Genomic DNA, 26209 nt, shown 5'->3' with positions numbered 1-26209 from the left:
GAGTCAGCTTTTGGAGACATCAAGTATAATATGAAATACGATAGGTTTATTCTCAGAGGAAAAGAAAAAGTATATATCGAATATGGAATTCTCTCAATGGCTCATAATCTCAGAAAGGTTTACTGCCAACAAAGTGGCTGTTGGAAGGAGTATTATGTCCAAAGAGCCAGTAAAAAGGGTAAAAAGGCATGAAAAAGCCGTTTTATTCACTTTTTCATGCCTTTGAGAGCTAAAATGTTAGAAGTGAATCAACTCAATCTTGAATTTTGTAACAAAAATTACGGGGTTATGGACTTTTTACACAACCCCGTCTGGTTCAGCGTCTGTGACGCATTTATGTTGCGTTAAAAACGCAAGACCATGAACACACTGATTACAAATCAGTGTGAGCTGATCTTTGCTATTAAACTTAAATCTAAGCTAACATTCCTGAAAATTTATCTTTATCGAAGTAAATTGCCAAAACAGACAACACAACCCAAATGATAGCATCAGTCGCTTTTCCGTCGATAAAAGCATGAAACGCAAAAATATTAACTACAATTGGTACAATAATACACAAACCAATGGCACGTGTACGAGGAATAAACAAAAGTACCGCACCAATAACTTCCAATACCTTTACAAATTTCATATAACCTGAATTCATCATTAAAGCCATGTATTTTGCAGAATCGCTGTCGGGATTTTCAGGAGATGGTATCGGGAAAAAATGTAAGAAGAAATTTAGTCCAAAAACTAAAAAGGCTACCGCCAAAAGATAAGCAGGGATTTGTTTAACAATGTTCATGAAAAGGAATGTTTAATAGTTAAAATGTTTATTTAGGAGTGATATTATGAAAAACAGAAGACGTAAAAAATCATAAAAAAGTTCATGTTTTTAGGTAGATATATCTGTCTCTTACTCGTATTTTGAAAGTAACCCCTAACTTTGATTTGCCTCGCTGACCCTGATTTGCAATCAGGGTCGTCTGGTTCAGCGTCTGTGACGCACTTATTTTGCGTTAAAAACGCAAGACCATTACCACACCGATTACAAATCGGTGTGAGCTGAGGTATTATCACGTTAAAATACTCTTAAAATCTCAGTAAAGGAGAGCCTATTCCCTCTAATAATTACCACAAAATAAGTAATATAAATATTTGAAAGCCAGTTAAATATAAATTATTATCTTGTTGTATTTCTTTTAAATGTAGAAAGACATTTTTTGTTTTTTTAAATTTGTAAGATACTAACATTACCTTCCCCTCAGATTTATTATGAAAAAAATCTCCTCTCGGTGGCTATTAACAATAGCCTTATGTTTGAGCATATTTGTAACAATAAAGGCTCAAACGGTTGTCAACCCACTTGTATCAAACGAAAAGCCTAAATTACAGTTTGGACTATCTCAAATCTTTGATTTAGCCAACGCTAATCAATCCCTTAATCTTACGAATGTCCCTAATTTTCAATTAGTTGACTTAAAGGAAAATAACTCAAAAATTAAAGTAGATATTCTAACAACAGGTAACGGAAATGCTCTTTTCAAAGAATTAGTAGGTATGGGTATTGAAGTTGTAGCTCGTCATCAAAACTTTATTACCGCTTGGGTTGAAATCAAAAAAATAGAATCTTATTTAGACAAAGCTCCAAGTATTGTGACGATGCGTACTTCTATAAAACCTCAGAATAACTCAGGAGTTGTACAGTCGCAGGGGGATGTTGCTCAGCGTTCAAACCTTGCTCGTGCTTTGGGTGTAAATGGTGCGGGTGTTAAAGTAGGAGTACTTTCAGATAGTTACAACAATTTGGGAGGTGCCGCCACAGGAGTTTCCGCAGGAGAATTACCCGGTACTACCAATCCAAATGGTTTTACTACCCCAGTTACAGTTTTATCAGATATGGCAAGTGGTGGCTCAGACGAAGGCAGAGCGATGCTCGAAATTGTGCATGATGTAGCTCCCGCAGCACAGTTATATTATTACACTGCTTTTAATGGACAAGCAGACTTTGCAGCGGGAATCCGTGCTTTGGCTGATGCAGGATGTAAAGTAATTGTAGATGATGTTAGTTATTTTGCTGAACCCTATTTTCAAGATGGAGTTATTGCTCAAGCGGTTGACTATGCCGTCAATGTAAAGGGGGCAAGTTATTTTTCTTCGGCTGCCAATTCCAGCGACCAAAGTTATGAAGCTTCTTATCAGGCTTCTACTTTTCAACCTTTTAATGACGGACAAACGGCTCATAATTTTGGAACTGCCGCCAATCCTATTTACTTTTTACCTATTAATGGTTCAAGCAGACCTATTACTTTTCAATGGGACGAACCTTATCTTTCAGCAGGAAATGGCTCAGCTGGTTCAGCTTCAGATTTGAATATTTATGTATGTACTTACAATAGCACAACTAATACTTATACCGTTGTAGCACAATCAGTTACCAATAATATTGGTAGTGACCCTACTGAAACCTTTGGCTTTGCCAACGTTAATTTAGCAGGTAGATATATTTTAATTACGAAAAAAACTGGTCCAGACCCTACCAGAATAAAAGTGGTTGGTCAACGGGGAATTACATGGACACTTACACCTTCAACCATTGCAGGTATTAGAGCAGGTACTTGTGTAGGACACGCCAACGCAGCAGGTGCAATAGCCTGTGGAGCAGCCAGTTATGACAAAACGCCTGCTTTTGGTGTAAATCCTCCAGAAATAGAATCATATTCTTCCAAAGGTGGTACTCCAATTATATTTTCCCCTGCGGGTGTTAGGCTTTCAAGTCCAGACGACCGTTTTAAACCCGAAATTACCGCACCAGATAATGCCAATACTTCATTTTTTGTAACAGGTTACGACCCCGATGGTGACGGAAAACCCAACTTCCCAGGAACATCTGCCGCAGCTCCTCATGCAGCGGGTGTAGCAGCATTAATATTTCAAGGAAATCCGGGAATAACACCTGCCGCAGTCAAAACTGCCCTTATCAATTCTTGTGTGGATATGGACGACCCTAATACAACAGGTTTTGATACAGGGTTTGATTATCGTACAGGAGCAGGTCTAATTCGAGCAGACGTGGCAGTACAGTCAACCCTCAATCCTAACTGTCCACCAACAGTAGTAACAATTACTCGTCCAACCACATTCTGTCAGGGTGATTCTGTCATTTTTGACGCTAATACAGGAACTAATTTCACTTTCCAGTGGAGAAAAAATGGATTAGATATTAGTGGAGCAACCTCAGCACAATATATCGCCAAAACGTCTGGTAATTATTCCGTAATTATTACACGTATAGATTGTAGTGTTGAAACAAGTCCTATTGCTGTAAAAGTAAATTTAGGTGTTCCTCCACCAACTACTGTGAGTAGAACTATTACTTTCGGTACATCTATTACAGCAGGAAATGGTTTACAAGCCAGCAGTAGTTGCTATACCCTAACTCCACAAACAGCAACATACAGTGGAGGTACTGTTGGTTATGACGGTGGGTTAAGCAGTGGTTCAAACCCTACGGCTGTTTTTTCTGGTTTATCTGGGAATATTACCAAAATAAAGGTGTCTATCACTTGGCGTAAACGTTCAGGTGGTGGTACAGAAAATGATTGCGGAACAACAGGAGCTACGGGTATTCCTTATAATGATGAAATTTCTTTTAACCTCAAAGGTCCTGATAATTCTAATGTTACCTTACTAAGTTATGGCACCTATGCCCAAGGAACAACTTCTTCAGGCGTTGTTACAACCGTTTTTGAAGATGGTAATGCAGCAATAGGTACAACTCCAGCTTCTGGTACGTTTGCTCCTTCTCAACTACTTTCTTTATTTGAAGGAAAAACACCAAACGGCACTTGGACATTAGTACCTTATGACGGCTTTACGGGTGAACCACTTTGCGTCCAAGGCTTCTCTATTACGCTTGCTACCGATGGAGAAACAACGCCAAGTACAGATATTACGTGGTGGGATGCTGTTTCGGGAGGTACACAGGTAGGTTCTGGAGCAGAATATATCCCAACAAACACCGCCGTAGGTTCATATACTTATTATGCTCAGGCAGGTTGTAGTAATGGATTAACTTGTAATACCAGTATTCGTAAAGCAGCCACTTTAACCATCAACCCAGTTATATGTACTCCACCAACCAATGTAACGATAGGAAGTAATTCCCCTGTAACAGAAGGAAGTGCAATTAATTTTACCTCTTCGTCAACAGGTGGTACAAGTCAAGCATGGACAGGACCTAACAGTTATTCTTCTACTGACCAAAATCCGACAATAGCGTCAGCTACTTTAACAATGGCGGGCGTTTATACCGTAACAATTACTTCATCGGGGACTTGTATCGCTACGGCAACAACAAACGTTGTCATCACTCCTACCGCAACGATTGTATATGTAAACATAGCCAATATAGCCGCTCCTACCCAAAATGGGGTTTCTTGGGCAACGGCATATAGCAATTTACAAACAGCATTATCAAGTGTTCCTAACAATGCCGAAATATGGGTAGCACAAGGAACGTACAAACCGACCACAACGACGAATAGAAATATCTCATTTAGTATTCCGAGTGGAGCAATGCTTTTCGGTGGTTTTGTAGGAACAGAAACGCTTAGAACCCAGCGAAATATCAATGCCAACCCAACTATTTTGAGTGGAGAAATTGGTTCTTCTTCTACCGTTAGTGATAATTCTTATCATGTTGTTACATTTATCGGTGTAAACAATTTGACTACTTTCGATGGATTTACAGTAATGGGTGGAAATGCCAATTTAACCGCTAACAGAGGACGTGCTGTTTCAAATTCACCCATTTTACCATTAAGTATTGATGATGGTGGAGGTATTGGTTTAGATAATGGAAGTTCGCCTTCAATCACAAATTGTAAAATCATCAGCAATGATGGTATCAACGGAGGAGGTTTATTTGCTACAAACGGTAGTAATCCTGTCATTACAAATACCATTTTCATGAATAATCAAGCTACTTTTGGAGGTGGAGCGTATCACCTCACGGGTAGTCCTGTTTATAAAAATGTTTTATTGGCGGGTAATAAAGGAACGGGCGGAGCTATTTACAACAATATTTCAAGCCCAACGATTACTAACACAACTATTGCGTCTAATGGTGGTTACAACGGAGCGGTATTTAATTCAGGAAGTACACCAATACTCAAAAACTGTATTCTTTGGGGCAATATTGCTCCTTTCAATGATACACAATCTGTCATTTCATACAGTATCGTAGAAGGTGGATACACAGGCATGGGCAATCTAAATACCAATCCTCAGTTTATTAGCCCAACACCAAATGGCTTATCTCCTTCTCTTACAGGAAATTACCAAGTAAATAATACGTCTCCTGCTATTGACGGTGGAGACAATGGAGCGGTAAATCCAACGGATAAAGATTTAGTAGCAAATCCCCGTATTTTCAACGGAGATTTAGTAGATATGGGAGCTTATGAATTTCAAGGAAGTAGAGTTGGCGGAACAATTACCAGTATTACCTCTGGAAATTGGGAGTCAAATTCTACTTGGAATATTGGCAGAAAACCATTGGCAGGCGATAATGTTATTATCAATAATAATCACACTGTTACAGTAAATGAAAATGGCGTTTTGAAAAATATCGAACTCAAACCCAATGCTAAAGTGATATATAGTATTTCAAGTATTAAGCTACAAACTGGTATTTAATAAAATTCAACCTTATATCAGAAACGCTTCGCTTAAATTTAGGCGAAGCGTTTCTGGTTTAAAACCATTACATCTACAAATTTCAACCAACTTATCTTCATAAATTATCTTGCCTTAATGATATTTTATATCTTTACGAATCTTTCAAACAAAAACTAAGATTCATGTATATCGGCTCAATTGACCAAGGAACAACCAGCACTCGCTTTATTATTTTTGACAAACAAGGAAATCAAATTTCAGTCGGACAAAAGGAACACGCTCAGATTTATCCCCACGCAGGTTGGGTAGAACATGATACAAATGAAATTTGGCAAAACACCCAAGAAGTTATCGGTTTGGCATTAGGCAAAGCGAATCTTTCAGTCAGTGATATTGCTGCTGTGGGCATTACTAATCAAAGAGAAACTACCGTAGTTTGGAACCGTCACACAGGAAAACCCTATTACAATGCACTTGTTTGGCAAGATACACGAGTTGGAAATATGGTAGCAGAATTAGCCAAAGAGGGCGGTGCAGACCGTTTTCGTGCTACAACAGGCTTACCTTTAGCAACTTATTTTAGCGGTTTAAAAATCGTTTGGCTTTTAGAAAACGTAGAAGGTTTAAGAGCCGATGCCGAAAAAGGCGATGCTATTTTCGGAAATATGGACACGTTTATCATTTGGCATTTGACGGGCGGAATTGAAGGTGGAATTCACATTACGGACGTAACTAATGCGAGCCGTACCCAATTAATGGATTTAAAAACACTTGCTTGGGATGATGAAATTCTCCAAACCCTCAATATTCCCAAAGCAATGTTGCCCGAAATAAAATCAAGTAGTGAAGTTTATGGAGAAGCTCGTGGCGTGCTTGCGGGCGTACCTGTTGCGGGCGACTTGGGCGACCAACAAGCGGCTTTGGTTGGGCAGACGTGTTTTGCACAAGGTGAAGCCAAAAATACTTACGGAACGGGTTGTTTTATGTTGATGAATACAGGAACAAAAATCACTCCTTCCAATTATGGCTTACTCACAACCGTTGCTTATCAATTTGGTAATCAACCTGTTAATTATGCTTTAGAAGGGTCAGTAGCAATTACAGGAGCATTGGTTCAATGGTTACGAGACAATTTAGGAATCATCGAAAAAAGTTCAGACGTTGAGACATTAGCCAATTCCGTAGAAGATAACGGCGGTTGTTATTTCGTTCCTGCCTTTTCGGGTTTATATGCTCCATATTGGAAGTCAGATGCACGTGGAGTTATCGTAGGTTTAACTCGCTACGTCAACAAAGCTCATATTGCCAGAGCAGCTTTAGAAGCCACAGCATACCAAACTTTGGAGGTTTTAGAAGCAATGGAAAAGGATTCAGAAATTGAAATATCATCTTTACGAGTTGATGGCGGAATGGTAGTAAATGAGACATTAATGCAGTTTCAGTCGGATATGGTGGAAGTCCCCGTCGTTTGTCCTGCCATGATTGAAACCACCGCTTTAGGTGCTGCATACGCCGCAGGTTTAGCCGTTGGCTATTGGAAAGACTTAGATGATTTAAAGCAAAATTGGGGTATTGCTAATACATGGAAACCAACGATGGAAACCGAAAAACGCAATAAATTACATCATTTTTGGAAAAAAGCCGTATCCCGTAGCTTTGACTGGGAGGAGTAGTTGATTATTGGTGAATTGTGATTTAGTGAATTAGTGATTGTTTAGCGTCCGATAATCACTAAATCACTAAATAAAAAAAATCACTAATTCACAATTCACTAATTCACTCAATAAAATCGAACTATCACCGTCATTTTTGCGTTCAATCTAAACCAATTAAAATAAAGAAATATGTTAATTCCTTTCAATAAAATGCCCGATTACGCTCGTATTTGGGTATATCAAGCCAATAAAAATTTAAGTGAAGCTGAGGTAAATTATATTCAGCAAAATCTTGAAAACCAAGTCAATCAGTGGGCTGCACACGGAGCTGATTTAATGGGTGCGGTTCAAATATTACACAATCGTTTTGTGCTTGTAGCCGTTGACGAAATGCACAATCAGGCTTCAGGATGTTCAATTGATGCCTCCACTCGTTGGCTTAAAGATTTAGGGGCAGAAATGAACATTGATTTCTTTAACCGTTCCATTGCTTTTGTTGATAATGACCAAATTCAAACAGTTGAAATGTTAAAAATTAAGCCTTTGGTGGCAGAAGGAATTTTAACACCAGATACCTTGATTTTCAACAATTTAGTTCCAAATATCGGCGAGTTTAAAAACGCTTGGCAAGTTTCAGCTATTAATTCTTGGATGAAACGATATTTCCAAACAGCAACGATTTAGTGGTTCGGACAAAATCACTAATTCACAATTCACCAACTCAAAAATAAACAATGGCAGAGAGTTTATTAATTCCATCAACAACCAACAGACAAGAAATTTATGATAGTTTAGTTCCTCAAATCAAAGCCTTGACAGACGGAGAATCGGATTTGACAGCAAATCTTGCTAATATTTCTGCCGCTTTAAAAGAAGCCTTTAATTTCTTTTGGGTTGGGTTTTATTTGAAAAAAGAAAATCAATTGGTTTTAGGGCCTTTTCAAGGGCCAATTGCTTGTACCAGAATTAACTTCAACAAAGGCGTTTGCGGACATTGTTACACGAGCAAAGAAGTAGTCATTGTTCCAGACGTAGAGGCTTTTCCGGGGCATATTGCTTGTTCGTCAGCCTCAAAATCAGAAATAGTATTACCAGCTTTTGACAAAAACGGAGAAGTATTTTTAGTCCTTGATGTAGATTCTGACCAATTAAATGATTTCTCAGAAATTGATGCAGAAGGGCTTTCAAAAGTAATGCGGATTGTGGAGGGAATGGTTTGATAGAAGTTTCATTTTGTAAAACGTAGAGACAAGGCATTGCTTTGTCTTTTTCATTTAATAGGTATAAGGTAGAAATTATTTAAGCATATTATAATATACATTTTCTAATATTTTCACTATATTGCATAATATAATATACAAAAATGCTTTTTGAGACTTTAAAAATAAAAGACGTTAAAACCAATACTGGCGAGTTGGTAAAAGTGATGAGAAAGCAACAAAACTTATCACAAGACCAATTGGCAGAATTATTAGGTTTATCACGACTCACAATCCAAAACTTAGAATCGGGGAAAAATATAACGATAGACACCCTGCTAAAAGTTTTTCAATATTTTGATTGCTTAGAAAAATTCGATCAATTTATTAAGCAGGAAATAGAAAATAACAACTACAAATCGCTCTATTAGAATGGCTAAAAACAATCTCATAGACTTATACTGTTTTGGTAACGAAATTGGAAAAATTGGCTTCGATGAAAATCAGAAAAAATCATTTTTTCAATACAATTCTGCATTTTTAAAAACAGGTCTTTATAAAAATCTATTCCCATTAATTTTCAAACAAATTGATTCTACTCAGGTTTTTAGTCAATTTGATGGTGAAACATTTAGGAGTTTGCCACCAATGCTTGCAGATTCATTACCCGATATGTTTGGGAATATTATTTTCAAGACTTGGTTAGAAAACGCTCGCCAAGATTTTCGTCAAATTTCTGTTTTAGAGCAATTGGCTTATGTAGCAAATCGTGGTATGGGAGCGTTGGAATATAAACCAAGCAAAAATATTTCTCAAGAAACAAGTATAAATATTGATGAAATAACAGAAGTTTTAAAAGAAGTTTTAGACAATAAAAGAGATACAACTGCTAAACACTTAGATAGTGCTGCTTTATTAAACATTTTCAAAATTGGAACATCAGCAGGTGGAGCAAGACCCAAAATATTAATCTCTGAACATAAAGTTTCTGGACAAATAATTTCTGGCGATTTAGACTTTTCGGATGCTTACAATCATTATTTGGTAAAACTTAATTTAGAAGACGAAATCGAATACAGCAAGGAAAAGATAGAATATTGCTATTATTTGACAGCTATTGCGATGGAAATAGAAATGATGCCTTCTAAATTAATTGATTACAAACATTTTGCCACATTAAGATTTGATAGGCAAAACGGTAAAAAGCAACATATTCTTACTGCATCTGGAATGACTGGTTGGGATTTCAAAAACCCGAATGTATCCAGTTATGAGAATTTATTTGAATTAGCCTCATTTCTCAAATTACCTCACCGTGAAATTGACGAATTATTCAAACGAATGATTTTTAACCTTGTTTTCAGTAATACCGATGACCATTTAAAGAATCATTCGTTTATTTATAATGAAGAAACTGATAAATGGAATTTAGCTCCTGCCTACGATTTAACTTATTCATTAAATCCATTTATGAATTATAAGCGTACTTCCAGAGCCTTATCAATAAATGGGAAAAGGGTTGATATTATGCTAAATGATATTTTACAAATTGCGGAGAAATATACTATCAAAAACCCTAAAGGAACTATTGAGGCAACTCAAAATGCCATAGAATTATGGAACAAAAATGCAAACGAATTAGATATTCCAAGTCGTGTAATAAATAGTATTAAAAAGGATTTTAAAGTATTCTTGTGAAACCTGACTAAAGTTTTTGGCTCTTAACAAAACAAAAAATCCATTCTACCCCAAAAGATAGAATGGATTTTCTCTAAAATATATGTTCTGTTAAATCATCGTTAAAATTAAACCTCCAACTGCTGCACCTGCAATGGGGCCAGCCACAGGAATCCATGAATACGACCAATCTGATGAGCCTTTTCCTGCAATTGGCAAGATGGCATGAGCAATTCTTGGACCTAAATCACGAGCGGGATTAATGGCATAACCTGTTGAACCTCCCAATGATAAACCAATTGCCCAAACTAAAAGTCCTACGTTGAAAGGCCCAAGCCCCGTTTCAATTGAACCAAAAGAGCCAATAACTATAATTAATAAAGCGGTGGCTAAAAACTCCGCTAAAAAATTCGGAACGACACTTCTAACAGCGGGAGCATTGCAATGACAAGCCAATTTCAAACCTTTATCCTCTGTAATTGCCCAATGAGGTAAATATTGTATCCATACCAACGTTGAGCCAACAATTGCCCCTAACATTTGAGCTAAAATAAAACTTGCAGCATTACTCCAATCGCCTGTTTTTACGCCTTCCGCTACCGTTACGGCAGGGTTTAAATGTGCCGCTGGACTTCCAAATTTTGTAGAAACGTAAATAGCCATTGTCACGGCAAATGCCCAACCCGCCGTAATAACTATCCAACCACCGTTTTCTCCTTTCGAGCCTTTGAGTAATACATTGGCAACTACGCCGTTTCCGAGATAAATTAAAACTGCTGTACCGACGAATTCGCCTAAAAATGTTGATGTCATCTTTTAATTATAATATGAATAGTTTTGTGGGAAGATTTAATTGCACAAATTAAAGGAAATTTTTGATAATTTCAGTAAAGAGATTTTACCTTTCATACTGGAACTTAAACTTAGCTTTCAGCATTGCCTAAATATCCGTATTTTTGGGTATTATAATGCTATTGGCTTTAGGCAATAAGCACTATGTGAAAACTTTAAAACATATAGCGAAAAGCTCATTCACCCATGCGAGAAGACTATTTGAAAGGCGATAACGAAACCCTTTCTTCCGTTGAAAAAGAAATTGAGAAAGCATTACGTCCACTATCGTTTGATGATTTTGCAGGACAAGATAAAATATTAGAAAACCTAAAAGTCTTCGTAACTGCCGCACGTCAACGTGAGGAGGCTCTCGACCATGTGCTTTTGCATGGCCCTCCCGGTTTAGGGAAAACGACGCTTTCGAACATTGTTGCCAATGAATTAAAAGCAAATATCAAAATTACATCAGGGCCTGTATTAGATAAACCGTCAGATTTGGCAGGATTACTTACCAATCTTCAACCTTATGATGTACTTTTTATTGATGAGATTCACCGTCTGAACCCAATTGTTGAGGAATATTTGTACTCAGCAATGGAAGATTATAAGATTGATATTCTCTTGGATTCGGGACCAAATGCACGAAGTGTACAGATTTCTTTAAATCCGTTTACGCTTATCGGAGCAACTACTCGTGCAGGTATGCTTACATCTCCGCTTCGTGCGAGGTTTGGAATAAATTGTCGTCTGGAATATTATGACGCTAAATTATTGACTTCAATCGTAAAGCGTTCTTGTGAAATTTTGAACACGCCAATCGACGATGCAGGAGCTTATGAAATAGCCAGAAGAAGTAGAGGAACACCCCGTATTGCCAACAATTTATTAAGAAGAACTCGTGATTTTGCCCAAGTAAAAGGCAACGGACGCATTACCGTAGAAATTGCAGAAATGGCACTTTCAGCTTTGGACGTGGACAAAAATGGTTTAGATGAAATGGATATTCGAATCTTGACGACTATTGTTGAGAAATTTAAAGGAGGCCCTGTTGGACTTTCAACCATTGCTACCGCTTGTGGAGAAGAAGCTGAAACCATTGAGGAAGTTTACGAACCATTTTTGATTCAAGAAGGATTTTTGAAACGTACTTCTCGTGGACGTGAAGCCACCGAAAGGGCTTATGTTCACTTAGGAATTGTACCTAAATATAGAACGGGAGAATTGTTTTAATTACTGAGGTTATTGGTGATTGGAAAATGGTTACTGCATTTTCCAATCACCAATAGCTAATTACTTTCTTAATTACCTCCTACCATAAACGGAACTGTTTTCACTGAATTTTCCGTAACTACTCTCACAAAATATCTTCCTTGCATTTGTTTTGTTACATCAAAATCAGTGGTATAAACTCCATTTTCTCTGACTAAATTCTTACTTGTTAAAGTCATTCCAAACATATTAACAATTTCTGCTTGTATGGTTTGTGAGCGTTCTGGAGAACGATATTCTACTCTTATTTTTTCTGTTGCTGGATTCGGGAATATCTTAGCCGTTTCTTCTGAAACAATTTCTTCTTCAACAGCCGTAATCGTCAATAAATATTCATTAGAAAATGCCTCACAACCATTTACATCACTTGCTTTTACGGTATATACTCCAGATTTTGTTGGCACTACACTATTTTGGGTTGCTCCTGCAATGACAATTCCGCCAACATACCAAGTAGGATTTGAACCCGATGAAATATTTAAGGTACTACCATTCCACGAAAGCACAGGCGTTATTGGTGTAATAATACTGGCAACTACTGGCGTTGAGGTGATACTACAAAGTCCGTTTTCGGTAACTTTTACAGCAAATGAACCTGCTGTTCCAACTTTGATAGTTGCTGACGTTTCACCCGAAACTGCCACGCCATCTTTTAGCCATTGGTATGTATAATTTGTTCCAGAACTTGCCGTTAAATCTTTGGTTAAATCCTTACAAATAGACAATTTATCTGATGGCGTAACACTCACTTTTGGAGCAGCCTGAGTTGTAATGGCAACTTCTGCACGCACACTTGGACAACCCAATGATTTTACTTTCATATCATACGTATAATAATATCCCGTTTTAATCAAACTCGTAACGCCATTACTACTATATAATGCACCTGTTATACTCATTACATTTGGAATAGTGAATGGATAGCCTTTTATCTCAGCCCCACCAGTGGTTGTTCCTGCATTGAGATTACTTCTATAAATACTTGCTCCGTCGGTACATTCTTGGGTTAATTTATACGTTCCTGCGGCTGGAATAGACAAGTTTAATGGTAATACAACTCCTTGGTCGGTAGCATCATCAATTAATTGGCTATTAGTTCGGGTTTGATTTGCCGTTGTTCTGGTAGCATCAACTTTTAAAGTAACAGAAGAGATTGGTGTTAAATCAGACACTCTGCTAATGGTAAAAGTAATTGTTCCGGGTGTTCCGATATAAACTCTGGCACTTTCAATCACCAATGGAGTTTGGGTTGTAATAACGGGTTCTGGTCCGAAATTCTCATAATACGTACCTCCGCCCAAAGCATATTTATCTTTATAGCCAATTGAACCAGAAAAATCATTCAAACCCGCAAAAACGTTTGTTGCATTGGTTGGTTTGGTAAATGAACCTGTATTTCCTGTAAAAATAAGATTTCCACCCGTCAAGGCATCATACCACAAAACAGGACTTGTTTCACTTGATTTTACATTTAAAGTAGTTGCTCCCTCACAAACCACCGCTAAAGCTGAGGTAGGTGCTGAAGTCGCTACAACCTGCCGAACAACCGTTTTAACATTATTGGTTTGGTCTTGGTCGTTGGTAAAATTAATCGAAATCTCAAAAGTATAAGTCGTTCCCGAAAGTGCGTTAAAAGTGCCATCTAACTGCAAAACATCTTCTGCAAATGAAGTCAAAGCACCTTTGTAAGTTCCTGTTAATGTAGCAACTACCCCTGTTTTATCAGAAATTTTAACCGATACAGGAATGTTTTGCTGAACAGCATTTCCCATATTTTTTAAGGCTACGGTAACTGTTCTGGCAGAATTCGTACAAAATGATGTAACATCTGGATTGACTAAGTCAGACACACTTAAATCAACATCTGGACGAACAAATTGAATCGGATAGTCTTTGGTTATACCTCGGCTATAAGTACCGCAGCTTTTAACAACATCACCTACATTTTCAACGGATACTACCCGCATTAAGGTATTATTGCCAGCTAATAAACCCGTAGGAGCTTTAAAATTGCTTGTAAAGTTTAACCCTAAAAAATCTAATGAAGTGGCTACTTTTTCAGTAGTTTCATCAAATGTTCCGTCTAAATTCCAGTCAATATATACATTTGTCGTTTTGGCAACATTATTCTTCATGGTAATGTCTAAAGCCAATGCCTGTCCAGATGAAACTTTAAAAGCACTACTTGCACCTGATAATTTTACGCTTTCAATATTGTCTTGAGTAGTAGTTGCGGTAGAAGCACAATAATCTTTTCCACCAATTCCGCTAATAATCAAGGCATAATCTTGTGTTGTACTTTTTAACGAACCCTTGTTGCTAATCGTTATCGTATAAGTTTTTCCTGGAACTGCATCAGGAATTAATATTTGTTCTACGTTATCACGAATATTATCTCCACGAGTAGCTACATCGGCAGGTTTTTCTGGGTCTAAAATAAAAGGTAAAAAGGTATTTGTTCCGTCAGAAATTTTGATGTCTAAATCGTTTACCAATTTAGGGGTACGACTGTTCAAATTGGCTGTTGTTGCAGAAAGTACCGTTCCTTCTGGGTCTGTCCAACAAATTGTTGCGGTTAAAGCTCCTTTTCCAGATGCTATAATTGTTTGCGTAAATGGAGTACCACTTTGTAGCGTTCTTTCGGTTAAAGAATTGGTTTTATCTGTATTTAGAATAACCGAAGCGGCTTTTTCCATATTCAATAATCCCCAACCATAAATATAATCTGGACCTACATTTCCTGCATCTTGTGCGGTGTGAAGTACCAAACCTTTCAAAGTAGAAGAACGCATCAATTGTCCATCATTTTGTTTTGAATACGCCTCTTGCAATAAAAGTAAACTACCAGATGCTTGTGGCGACGACATAGACGTGCCACTAAAAATGGTGTATGCCGTTGTTGAAGCATTGGAAGTTGAGAAAAGATTTACGCCCACTGCCACGATGTCGGGTTTAATACGTCCGTCATCGGTTGGTCCCCAACTACTAAAGGTTGAAATTTTAATATCTGATGCTTGTAAAGGAGCAACGCCGCCTGTTCCATAAGCAGCACCAACAGTTAAGATATTTTTAGCAGTGCCAGTAGTAGAAATAATATCGTAGCCATCATTTTTGCTTCTTATTACATTACTTGAATCTCTGGTAGAACTTCCCAAAAAGTAATAAGCTCCTTCTGTGGGGCCATTGCTATCACGGTTATTTCCTGCCGACTTTACAATAAGATAAAACGGTGCGGCATTAGCAATTTTATCCCAAGATTGTGTATTTGTATCATAATAGCCAAATTTATAATCTTCGGTTGGACTAACGCTTGGACTTCCATACCATGCCCAACGGTTTATCGTTGAATTATAAATCCAGCCAGCCTGAAAACCATAAGAGTGGTTTGAGATTGCTAAATCTTTAGCGGCGGTTGTCATTTCGGTAACATCGTTATTAAAATCCCATGCTTTTAGGTTTGCACCAAATGACATTCCTTTGGCTTGTGCCGATATACCCGCCGCAATCATTGTTCCTGATACGTGCGTAGCGTGTACATCTGTGGCACTAACATTATCTTGTTGTGTTACTCTTGTTCCAAACTCTTGATGTGTTCCCAAAACTGCCCCACCGTCCCAAACTCCTAATTTATTTTTTACGGCATCGCTACTTCCACTCAATGATAAACCCAAAGAACCACCTGTGTATAATTGGTTGGTACGGGTTGTTGCGGCGGCATTAGCATTGCTTTCTGTGGTTAAATATAATGGATGTCCCGAATCGTCAATTCCTTGTAAACGGAACGTTCTTCCATTTCCTAAATCTCCTTGTAATTGCCAGCCTTTTTGGGTTGCCATTTTGAGAGCTTTATTATAGTTTTCAGTATGTTGCTTCGTAATTTCGTCAGACAAGGCATCTAATTTTTTCTTCTGAGAAGCATTATAGAGGTCTTTTTGGGCGAAAGAACTAACTGAAATCGAGAGGAAGAAAATTGATAATAATAGTCTCATATTCATTTAAGTTTGCTGTAAATAAGTAAAAGTTTAACGTTTTTGGAAGGGAAACTTCTACGTGTTTAAAGGATTAGTTTATCAATCAGTGTTATCAATATCATATATAGAAGACATGGTTTTTGGGCTAAATGTTGCCTTATGAAATAAAAAAAGTCACAACAAATTGCTATGACTCCTTTTATTCATTCTATCGGTCAAAATATTTATTCAGAATCTCCCCACTTCCATTCATGACCAAGTTCTAATTCTTTTCTTAAATTTTGTTTAATGAAAAAATCACGGGTTGAATAAAAATCTAATTTTTTTGCAGGAATTTGCTCTGCATTTGCCAAAGCATATAGCATCATTGTTGTGTATCGCACGGTATTTATCATTTCGTCTTTTTTGACTAAATCAAAACGGTCGCAATTGGCATGATAACATCCTAATGCTTCAGGGGCAATTCCACCAATTGGTGATGCCGTCGGGATTCCTTCCAACATAAAACTCTGATGGTCAGAATGTAAACCAGCTTGATTAATAATGTTGTTTTTATAAGTTGGTTCTACTTTTTTCATTAACTCGCCCATTTTGGTAAATAATGGCACCATTTCTTCACGTCCTGCGGTGTTAAATCCATTGGCATTATTTGCCATATCAAGATTCATCATGAAGACTACTTTTTCCAGTGAGTTGTTTCTTTTGCTTCGTTCAATCATCGCTTTTGAACCTAAAAGTCCTTCTTCTTCACCCATAAACATCACAAATTCAATGGTGCGTTTTGGTTTCAAATTTAGGGCTTTGAAGGTACGAGCAATATCCAAAATCGAGAAAGAACCAAGACCATTATCTAAGGCACCATGAGCTAAATCCCAAGAGTCAAGATGACCGCCAATGATAATTTTCTCATCACGATATTTTTTACTATCTCCTTTAATAGTGGCTACGACGTTCCGAGATTTTATCATTCTGCTAAAATTCTTCATGTCAATCATTGCCAAAAGATTCGCTTCTTCACTTAGCCAAGCACGAATTTGCATTCCACTTTCAAGCGAGATACACACGGCAGGAATCGCAATTAATCCGCCCGTAACCGAAGCCGTGCCTGTCAGTAAAACATTCCCTTTTACAGTATTCACGAAAATAACGCCGATAGCACCGTATTCCATTGCCAAAGCCGTTTTTTCAGAACGATGTAAATTTCGTGTTCCTTTAATTGGCGGTAAAAGTCCGATATTAACTAAGGCTATTTTACCTGTCAATTTGTCTTTAACTGCCTGAAAATCTGGTTCAAGACCGTTGCCAACATCTACAATTTCTGCGGAGGTTTTTGCTTGTACGGGAGTCATTGCCAACGCAACCACTTCTACATCGTGGAAATTGTCACTTTTTCGGGGAGCAATTGCTAAAGTAACTGTATCACGTGACCAAGCTTCTACTTGAAAGGGTTGATATTTAACGTCTTTAAAACCATACGATTTCAATAAGTTAAAGGAATATTCTTCTGCACGTTTGCCATTAGCACTTCCTGTTAAACGATGCCCGATAGTTTTACAAGCATCTCCGAGTGTTTCATAAGCACGACTATTGGCAAGCACTTCGTCATTGATGCGATGAAAGATTTCGATTAGTTCATCATCTTCACTTTGAGAAGGCAAATAAGCAGCAGTTGAAGTAAGGAGAATTAGGATAATAAATCCGTAAATTTTCACTTTCATTTTCTATGGTTCTGGGAGTAAGAAATATTCTCGAAATTTACGAAAAAACTTCATATTTAGATGTAGGGTTTTGAAATAAAAGAATAAGCGGTAATATGTTAGGGGTTGGGTTTTAGATTTTGGATTTAGTGTTAGAACTTGTTATTAATCAAGCTATTGTATTATTGATAAGGATTTGGGAAGAGCTTGTCGAGTATTAAGTCGTGTGTCCTAAGTATTAAGTCTAACGAGTTATTTTGTCATTTAGAAATTTAGGGTAGTTCTTTAATTCTACTTTGGCACTTTAACGCTTGCCCTAAAAAGAGTCGTAGGCTCGGAAGATTTTGTAGCCCCGAAATTTATTTCGGGGAAAAGCAACGGAATATTTAAAGGTTTGTTTATATAAACCGTTCCTACGGAACTCAATGGTATGTTTGGGCATTTTCACCCCGAAATGAATTTCGGGGCTACAAGATGGGTCAAGCCTACGGCTTTTCAAGAGTGTCTTTAGATATGATGTTATCTAAATTTTAAAGATTTCACCCTACCAATTATAAAAAACAAAAGCCTTCCTGCCAAAACAGAAAAGCTTTTGAAACTCTTAATACTTAGGACATAATACTTGATACTTCACATATCAACCCAATTTCCAACCATCACGATAATTACGAGACACAAATTGGTTAGCGTAGTCGAAGTTGGTAATTTTCATATCTTTACCATTCCACTCAAGTTTTTTACGTCCTGGGAATTTACCCGCACGTCCTTCTCCTTCACGATATTGGTAGCTACGGATGGCGAGATTTCCCATCAAAATCATTTCTGTTAAAGGCCCTGCAAAGTCAAACGGAGAACTGGTTTCTAAGTTTCCTGCTCCTGCTTTACAAGCTTTTACCCAGTGATAATTATGTCCTGCCGACTGATTCTCAATACGATAAAGCGTTGGCTTAACAGCTTTTACCTCCGCACTTTCCATTCTTGATTTTGGCAATAATGTGGGATTAGTATTATACACTTCATTCGCCATTTTACCTTTTGTTCCTTCATAAATCACGCCATTTGTCCATAATGGTTCATCACCCCATTCAGCAGGAATATCTGGTTTCAAGCCTCCATCGTACCAAATAATCTCAATTGCTGAGTCGTTTTTGGTTGTTTTTGGATATTGGAACGTAACTTTTGAAGACGGAGGACAACTTTCTGGATAATAATCAGGCACCCAGTCTTTGGTATAAATTGAACTTACGCTACATTGTACTTCAGTTGGATACGTTAAGTTTAAAACTTTGAAAACGCCATCTAATAAGTGGCAACCCATGTCGCCCATTGCACCTGTACCAAAATCCCACCAACCACGCCATTTGAACGGATGATAAGCCGTTGGGTGGAAATCACGAGAGGGAGCTGGACCTAACCAAACATCCCACGGAAAGTCAGCAGGGATTTCATGTTTTCCTGTTGGCGTTGGAATTCCCTGCGGCCAAACAGGGCGGTCTGTCCAAATATGAACTCTTTTCACCGTTCCAATCAATCCTGCATCGAACCATTCTTGCAAAACTCTACGTCCATCATTCGACGAACCTTGATTTCCCATTTGGGTTACAATTTTGGGATATTTTTTCGCCGCTTCTGTTAATGTACGAGCTTCGTGTATATTATGCGTAAGCGGTTTTTGTGTGTAAACGTGCTTGCCTAATTGCATAGCCGCCAAAGTTGCCGCAGCGTGATGATGGTCGGGCGTAGAAATCGTTACAGCATCAATATTATTTTTCTCTTTGTCTAATGCTTCACGCCAATCTCTATACTTTTTCAAGTTTTCTGGCAATTGCTTAATAGCCTTCTCTGCTCGATTAAAATCAACATCGGCAATGGCTACGATATTTTCAGAGCCTTTATTGTAGGCTAATAAAATATCGGATTCGCCTTTTCCACCTGCACCAATACCCAAAATATTGAGTTTGTCAGACGGAGCAATGTAGCCTTTCCCCAATACATGGCGAGGCACAATGTAAAAACTTCCAAGTGCTACGGAAGCCTTTTTGAGAAAATCTCTACGTGAGTCGTTTTGTTTCATTTTTTGTTAAATATGTTTTGAAGTGTTTTTGAGAGTTGTGAATTGTGAATGAGTGAGTTGTGATTTTTACTATTCACTAACTCACAATTCACTCATTCACAATTATTTATAAAGTCCAACCTTCACGATATTCTCTTTTTACAAATTGATTTGCTTCGTCGAAGTTGGTGATTTTCATGTTTTTACCGTCCCACAATAATTTTTTACGACCTGGATAATCCCATTTGTCAATCCAAACAGGATTTTTCTTTTCGGTACGGAATAAATAACTTCTGATTGCCAAATTTCCCATGATTACGGTTTCTGACATTGGTCCTGCATAGTCAAAAGAAGAACTTAGTGGTTGATGTTTTCCATAACCATCTTTACAAGCTTGTATCCATTGTTGATAATGCCCTTCTTTGTCAGCACCCGATACTCTCGGAATCGTTATTGGTAATTTTTCTCCCTTTTCTTTTAATTTTTCTTCTGGAAAAAGTTGTGGATTACTTCCGTAAACGCCACAAGTCATTACCCCTTTTGTACCAACCATTAATACGCCACCGCTACTGTCGCCCATTTGAATATGGGATGGTATTTCTTCTGGACGTTCTGGTAATAAGCCTCCGTCGTACCATGTCAATTTTACGTCTTGTTTACCCGCACGAGGGAATTTTAAGTGAACAATTGAAGAAGCTGGATAACTTTCTGGATAATAACCTTCTTTAAATTTGCCTGCCCAAATATTAGTCAAACTACATTCTACTTCAGAAGGATAACCCAAACCTAAAGCTTTATACGGAGGGTCAAACATGTGGCAACCCATATCACCCAAAGCACCCGTTCCGAAATCTACCCAACCACGCCAATCAAATGGGTGATAGGCTGAGTTATATTCACGGTATTTGGCAGGGCCGAGCCACAAATCCCAATCTAATTCTTTCGGAATATCCATTTTCCCAGCAGGCGTTGGAATAGCTTGTGGCCACACAGGGCGGTTTGTCCAAGCATGAACACGGTTTACTTCGCCAATTAATCCTGCTTTGTACCATTCTGTAAAACGACGAACGCCATCGCTCGAACCACCTTGATTTCCCATTTGAGTTACTACTTTATACTGAGTAGCGGCTTCGGTCATTTTACGAACTTCATAAAGATTTTGAGCCAATGGTTTTTGTACATATACGTGTTTTCCTCTTTGCATTGCCGCCATCGACACCACATAATGCGTATGGTCGGGCGTGGTAACGGTTACTGCATCAATACTTTTTTCTTCTTCTAACATTTTGCGAAAATCTTTAAAATATTTCGCATTGGGGAATTTTTTAACGGCTTGTTCTGCCATTTTATCATCTACATCACAAAGGGCTACAATGTTTTCTGTGCCGTTGTTCCAAGCACCATTTACATCCGACCACCCTTTGTTTCCTACTCCAACACAGGCAATATTTAGCTTGTCAGAAGGGGCAATAAAACCTTTTCCTCCCAAAACATGACGTGGAACAATGTAGAAACCTCCAATAGCAATGGAGGCCTTTTTGATAAAATCTCTTCTTGAATTATTTTGTTGATTCATTATTAAAACGGTTTTGAATTATTAGACTTCCTGCGAAAGTGTTTTAAGTCGTAAAACAACATCTTTTCGGCTACAAATAACGAAAATTTTTCAAGATTGGGCATCCCCCCATTTCTCTGCTATGCTTTCAAAATTCCCGCTATTTTCACTCGAAAATATACCATTTTTCAATCATAAAACACTTTCGCAGGAAGTCTATTATAGTAAATATACTGATTTGACCATAATTCCATGTATTGTACTGTATTGATTTAGTGATACTTTCGCTAAAAAAATTACAAGTCGGCACTATAATACAGATTTTGTATGTTTTTGGATTTATTGGCTCAGCTTCCCGAAAGCTTAACCCCTAACGGAGTTATTTCGGGAAGCTCCAAATAAGTTATGTCATTCTCTATAAAACATAAATCATGTACAAACCATAAAAAATAAAATCAAGTTTTTATTTTTACAACATGAAAATCGAAACACTTGCCATACAAACAACACTCTCGCATGATGCCAACGCTGGTGCGGTAGTTCCTCCCATTTATTTATCAACCACTTTTGAGCGTGAAGCCGACGGTTCGTACCAACACGAACACGTGTATTCTCGTGCCAGCAATCCTAATCGACAAGCTTTAGAAAAAAGCCTTGCTGAAATTGAAAAAGGAGCAATTGCTTTTGCTTTTTCATCTGGAATGGCAGCTACTACGGCATTATTTCAGTCATTGAAAACAGGCGACCATATCATTATGCCCGACGACCTTTATTATGCCACAAGTGTATTGGTGGAAGAGGTTTTTGCTCAATGGGGTTTGACCCTGACAAAGGTTGACATGACGGATTTAGGAGAAATCAAAAAAGCAATTCAACCAAATACGAAATTATTGTGGGTAGAAACGCCTTCAAATCCGCAATTGAAAATCACTGATATTGAAGCCGTTTCAGATTTAGCTCATTCCATCGGGGCATTGGTTGCAGTGGATAATACTTGGGCAACGCCAATTATGCAAAATTGCTTTGATTTAGGGGCTGACGTGGTGATGCACTCAACAACCAAATATTTTGGCGGACATAGCGATATTTTAAGTGGAGCATTGATTTTCAAACAAGCTGGCGAATTGTCTTCTAAAATTGCCACTATCCAAAAATTAACGGGTGCAGTTCCTTCGCCTTTTGATTGCTGGTTGCTTTTGAGAGGCATAAAAACTTTGCCTTTACGAGTAAAAGCCCAAACGGCAAATGCCATGGAATTGGCAGAATATTTAAGCAATCACCCACAAATTGAGGCGGTTCATTATCCGGGGTTGACGTCGCATCCGCAACATGAAATTGCTAAAAAACAAATGAAAGGAGGTTTTGGCGGAATGTTGTCGGTTCAAGTAAAAGGAGACGCCAAAAATGCGATGGCTTTGACGGGCAGATTAAAACTCTTCACAACGGCAACGAGTTTGGGCGGTGTAGAAAGTTTGATTGAACACCGTAAATCAGTAGAAAGTCCAGACAGTCCAACGCCAGAAAACCTCCTCAGAGTTTCGGTAGGCATTGAAGATATTGACGATTTAATTGAAGATTGGAAAGTGGCTTTGGGGTAGATGTAGCACAGACTTTAGTCTGTAAGTAAATCAGCTTACAGACTAAAGTCTGTGTTACTTAAAAATATCCCAAGCAAATCTCAAAATCAAGGCAAAAATTACGAATAAGAAGAACGTTCTAACAAATTCATTTCCCTTCAAAATAGCCATTTTACTGCCAAGATATGAGCCTGCCATATTGCAAATCATCATGGGCAAAGCGATTTCGTACTGCACATAACCTGCAACAATAAAATATCCCAAAGACGACACATCGGCAATGACATTTATCACCTTTGAAACCGCAGAAGCCTTCAAAAATCCAAAGCCAATTACACTTACGAAACCAAAAACCAATAAACTACCCGTTCCCGGTCCAACAAAACCATTATAAAATCCTGCCGATGCTCCAATCATTAATCCATAAAAAGGGACTTTCGCTAATTCATGCTTTAGTTTTTCTTCTTGCCCTAAATTCTTTTTTGTAAAAGTATAAATGGCAATGGCGGTCATTAAAACCAAAATGACAGGTTTCAATATTTTCTCATCAACAATATCCGAAATTTTTGCCCCTAAAAATGCCATCACGCCCGCTCCGATACCTGCATAAATAACCGTTTTCCAAGGGATTTCTACCTTTTTTGAATATTGATAACCCGCTACGGCTGTTCCCATAAAAGACGAAAAACGGTTTGTGCCAATGATTCTGGGAATTTCAAAATGAGGATACAAAATGAACAAAGCAGGCACTTGCACCAAGCCTCCGCCCCCGACAATAGAATCGACAAAGCCCGCCAAAAGAGCTGCAAAGCACATGAGTAGTAATTGATAATCCATATTATTTAGTGAGTTGTGATTTATGAAGCTACAAAACTAAAGAACAATTCCCCAACTATGACGATTCGAGTAATTGTTCTCAGAATAGTGAAAGTATTTTAGAATTATATGCTTAAAAATCCCCAATGGACTAAAACCGATTTCAGCCTTCCTATTCAAATTTCAATGATGTTTTCCTTTTAATCGAAAAAGAAAATAAATGAAAAAATAAACAAATAAAAGAAAACAAATAAACAGTATAAATAAATTGAAATTTTCATTTAGCTTTGCGATAACGAATAAATTTCATTTTTTCTTCAATTAATACATAAAATACAATTCTCATGAACAAAGCCTTTTTTTCTATCCAACGATTAATAATCTTGGGAATTTTTGCTGTTATTCCTCTCTTGACTCATGCTCAAAGAAGACCAAGTAATATTATTTCGCCTGAAGTTTTGTCTGACAATTCGGTTATCTTCCGACTAAAAGCCCCTAATGCTCATGCCGTGGAAGTTTCTGGAACTTGGCCATCTTCTCTGTTCAAGAATAATATTCCAATGATAAAAAAGGATTCTGTTTATGAGGTACAAGTTGGACCTTTACCTTCGGATATGTACGAATACGAATTTATCATTGACGGTATTCCAACACTCGACCCAAACAGTAGCATGGTTACTCGTGATGGTGCTTGGATTCAAAATCGTTTGATGATTCCAGGAACGCAAGCTGATACTTATGATGAAAAAAATGTGCCTCACGGAGACTTAAAAGCACTTTGGTACAATTCGCCGTCGCTCGGAGCAGAAAGAAGAATGTTTGTATATACGCCACCAAACTATGACAAATCAAAAAAGAATTATCCCGTTTTGTATTTGCTACACGGTGGCGGTGGCGACGAAGAGGTTTGGTTGAGTCGTGGACGTGCCAATTATATTATTGATAATTTGATTGCTTCTGGAAAGGCAGAACCAATGATTGTGGTGATTACCAACGGCAATCCGTTGACACCTGCGGCACCATTAGACCGCCCTGCTTCTATGCAAAATAAATTGCCTGTGGGTATCAACTCGATGGCATCAGGGAAGTTTGAAGAAAGTTTAGTGAAAGACGTAATTCCGTATATTGAGAAAAACTACCGTGTCATTGCCGATGCTGACCACCGTGCCATTACAGGTTTTTCAATGGGTGGCTATCAAACGCAAAATATCACGAATAGCAATCCTACGAAATTCAAATATATTGGTGTGATGAGCATGGGACTTTTCTCAACTTTCCGTAACGATGGCGGTTACAATAAAGAAGAACACATCAAACAATTGAAGGAATTACAAAAAAATAATCCGAAAGTATATTGGGTAGCAATGGGCAAGCAGGATTTTCTTTACGATAGTGCTATTAAGTTAAAAGCACTTTATGACGGAATTGGTTTTAAATATACTTACCGAGAAAACGAAGGTCGTCACGATTGGAACGCATGGAGATTATATCTTTCAGAATTCTCTCAAATGCTTTTTAAATAGATAAAATTTAAAGACTTTTTATGGCTACGACCTCAAAGTAATGTTTATTTTGAGGTCGTAGCCATAATTTTTTATTGGGAAATTGATAGAGTTAATTAACCGCTTCAGTTGTTTGTATTTCTATTTTCCATCTCCACTGGTTTAAGTCTGTGACTTGGACTGTATCGAATTATTTTTGCTTGTTACGATTGTTAGACAAATTTCCTGACCAATGAGGGACTGTACAAGTCACAGACTTGAACCAGTGGTTGGATACTTGGGCTAAATGGGGGAATAACGGAATATTTATACTAATTAAAAAAAGATATTGCGTGTATGAGTTTCGACGGAAGTCGTCCTTTTGAAGGCTACGGCTTATACACAAATTTATAGAATAAAAAAGCCGTAGGCTTGACCGATTTTGTAGCGGGGTTGTGTAAAAAGTCCATAACCCCGTAATTTTTGTTACAAAATTCAAGATTGAGTTGATTCACTTCTAACATTTTAGCTCTCAAAGGCATGAAAAAGTGAATAAAACGGCTTTTTCATGCCTTTTTACCCTTTTTACTGGCTCTTTGGACATAATACTCCTTCCAACAGCCACTTTGTTGGCAGTAAACCTTTCTGAGATTATGAGCCATTGAGAGAATTCCATATTCGATATATACTTTTTCTTTTCCTCTGAGAATAAACCTATCGTATTTCATATTATACTTGATGTCTCCAAAAGCTGACTC

The 26209-nt window shown here is 37.8% G+C and carries 18 protein-coding genes; 10 read left to right on the top strand and 8 right to left on the bottom strand.

Translation table 11 applies throughout. The annotated features are described in order from the left end of the window. A partial coding sequence (locus LV89_RS23850) for a transposase (RefSeq protein ID WP_211321269.1) occupies positions 1–192 on the top strand: 192 nt, incomplete at its 5' end. A gap of 223 nt (positions 193–415) precedes the next feature. Here the strand turns inward: LV89_RS23850 and LV89_RS23845 are convergent. Then, a complete protein-coding gene (locus LV89_RS23845; protein ID WP_109745508.1) occupies positions 416–790 on the bottom strand; it encodes a hypothetical protein in 375 nt (124 codons plus the stop codon). Positions 791–1260: 470 nt separating this feature from the next. Between LV89_RS23845 and LV89_RS23840 the strand changes: the two genes are divergently transcribed. From LV89_RS23840 to LV89_RS23815, 6 genes are all read left to right on the top strand, one after another. Then, positions 1261–5685, top strand: coding sequence for a S8 family serine peptidase (locus tag LV89_RS23840; RefSeq protein WP_109745507.1), 4425 nt, complete (start codon positions 1261–1263; stop codon positions 5683–5685). 164 nt (positions 5686–5849) lie between these two features. Next, positions 5850–7340, top strand: a complete 1491-nt coding sequence (gene glpK, locus LV89_RS23835) for a glycerol kinase GlpK (RefSeq protein WP_109745506.1) — start codon at positions 5850–5852, stop codon at positions 7338–7340. Positions 7341–7511: 171 nt separating this feature from the next. Beyond that, positions 7512–8006, top strand: coding sequence for a hypothetical protein (locus LV89_RS23830; RefSeq protein WP_109745504.1), 495 nt, complete (start codon positions 7512–7514; stop codon positions 8004–8006). 50 nt (positions 8007–8056) lie between these two features. Continuing rightward, positions 8057–8542, top strand: coding sequence for a free L-methionine (R)-S-oxide reductase MsrC (msrC, locus tag LV89_RS23825; protein WP_109745502.1), 486 nt, complete (start codon positions 8057–8059; stop codon positions 8540–8542). A 143-nt stretch (positions 8543–8685) separates the two neighbouring features. Further along, positions 8686–8952 carry a helix-turn-helix domain-containing protein gene (locus LV89_RS23820; protein ID WP_109745500.1) on the top strand — a complete coding sequence of 89 codons (267 nt, stop codon included), beginning with the start codon at positions 8686–8688 and terminating at the stop codon, positions 8950–8952. 1 nt (position 8953) lies between these two features. Continuing rightward, positions 8954–10219, top strand: coding sequence for a type II toxin-antitoxin system HipA family toxin (locus LV89_RS23815; protein ID WP_109745498.1), 1266 nt, complete (start codon positions 8954–8956; stop codon positions 10217–10219). Positions 10220–10309: 90 nt separating this feature from the next. On the opposite strand, the gene LV89_RS23810 is transcribed toward LV89_RS23815, so the two are convergent. Then, positions 10310–11011 (bottom strand): MIP/aquaporin family protein, encoded by a 702-nt coding sequence (locus tag LV89_RS23810; RefSeq protein WP_109745496.1) that lies wholly within the window; start codon positions 11009–11011, stop codon positions 10310–10312. A 225-nt stretch (positions 11012–11236) separates the two neighbouring features. Here LV89_RS23810 and ruvB point away from each other — a divergent pair, with 225 nt between their 5' ends. Next, positions 11237–12262 (top strand): Holliday junction branch migration DNA helicase RuvB, encoded by a 1026-nt coding sequence (gene ruvB / locus LV89_RS23805; protein WP_109745494.1) that lies wholly within the window; start codon positions 11237–11239, stop codon positions 12260–12262. A 68-nt stretch (positions 12263–12330) separates the two neighbouring features. Here ruvB and LV89_RS23800 read toward each other — a convergent pair whose 3' ends face one another. From LV89_RS23800 to LV89_RS23785, 4 genes are all read right to left on the bottom strand, one after another. Then, positions 12331–16290, bottom strand: a complete 3960-nt coding sequence (locus LV89_RS23800; RefSeq protein ID WP_158279680.1) for a S8 family serine peptidase — start codon at positions 16288–16290, stop codon at positions 12331–12333. Between the two features lie 206 nt (positions 16291–16496). Continuing rightward, positions 16497–17990, bottom strand: a complete 1494-nt coding sequence (locus LV89_RS23795; RefSeq protein ID WP_109745491.1) for a M20/M25/M40 family metallo-hydrolase — start codon at positions 17988–17990, stop codon at positions 16497–16499. A gap of 616 nt (positions 17991–18606) precedes the next feature. Continuing rightward, positions 18607–20043, bottom strand: a complete 1437-nt coding sequence (locus tag LV89_RS23790; protein ID WP_109745490.1) for a Gfo/Idh/MocA family protein — start codon at positions 20041–20043, stop codon at positions 18607–18609. Positions 20044–20149: 106 nt separating this feature from the next. Next, entirely contained in the window at positions 20150–21598 is a 1449-nt protein-coding gene (locus LV89_RS23785) for a Gfo/Idh/MocA family protein (RefSeq protein WP_109745488.1), read from the bottom strand. A gap of 455 nt (positions 21599–22053) precedes the next feature. Here LV89_RS23785 and LV89_RS23780 point away from each other — a divergent pair, with 455 nt between their 5' ends. Further along, positions 22054–23175: a trans-sulfuration enzyme family protein gene (locus LV89_RS23780; RefSeq protein WP_109745486.1), complete on the top strand. Its 1122-nt coding sequence runs from the start codon at positions 22054–22056 to the stop codon at positions 23173–23175. 54 nt (positions 23176–23229) lie between these two features. On the opposite strand, the gene LV89_RS23775 is transcribed toward LV89_RS23780, so the two are convergent. Then, positions 23230–23991, bottom strand: a complete 762-nt coding sequence (locus tag LV89_RS23775) for a sulfite exporter TauE/SafE family protein (RefSeq protein ID WP_109745484.1) — start codon at positions 23989–23991, stop codon at positions 23230–23232. Between the two features lie 323 nt (positions 23992–24314). Here LV89_RS23775 and LV89_RS23770 point away from each other — a divergent pair, with 323 nt between their 5' ends. Continuing rightward, positions 24315–25493, top strand: a complete 1179-nt coding sequence (locus LV89_RS23770) for an esterase (RefSeq protein WP_109745482.1) — start codon at positions 24315–24317, stop codon at positions 25491–25493. A gap of 524 nt (positions 25494–26017) precedes the next feature. Here the strand turns inward: LV89_RS23770 and LV89_RS23765 are convergent. Further along, positions 26018–26209, bottom strand: a 192-nt coding sequence (locus tag LV89_RS23765; protein ID WP_211321269.1) for a transposase, incomplete at its 5' end; no start/stop codon positions are given.

The sequence above is a fragment of the Arcicella aurantiaca genome (genome assembly GCF_003148625.1).
In the GTDB taxonomy this organism is placed as follows: Bacteria; Bacteroidota; Bacteroidia; order Cytophagales; family Spirosomataceae; genus Arcicella; species Arcicella aurantiaca.
The sequence above is the reverse complement of the archived record's forward strand: the minus strand, read 5'-3'. Positions and strand labels throughout refer to the sequence as shown.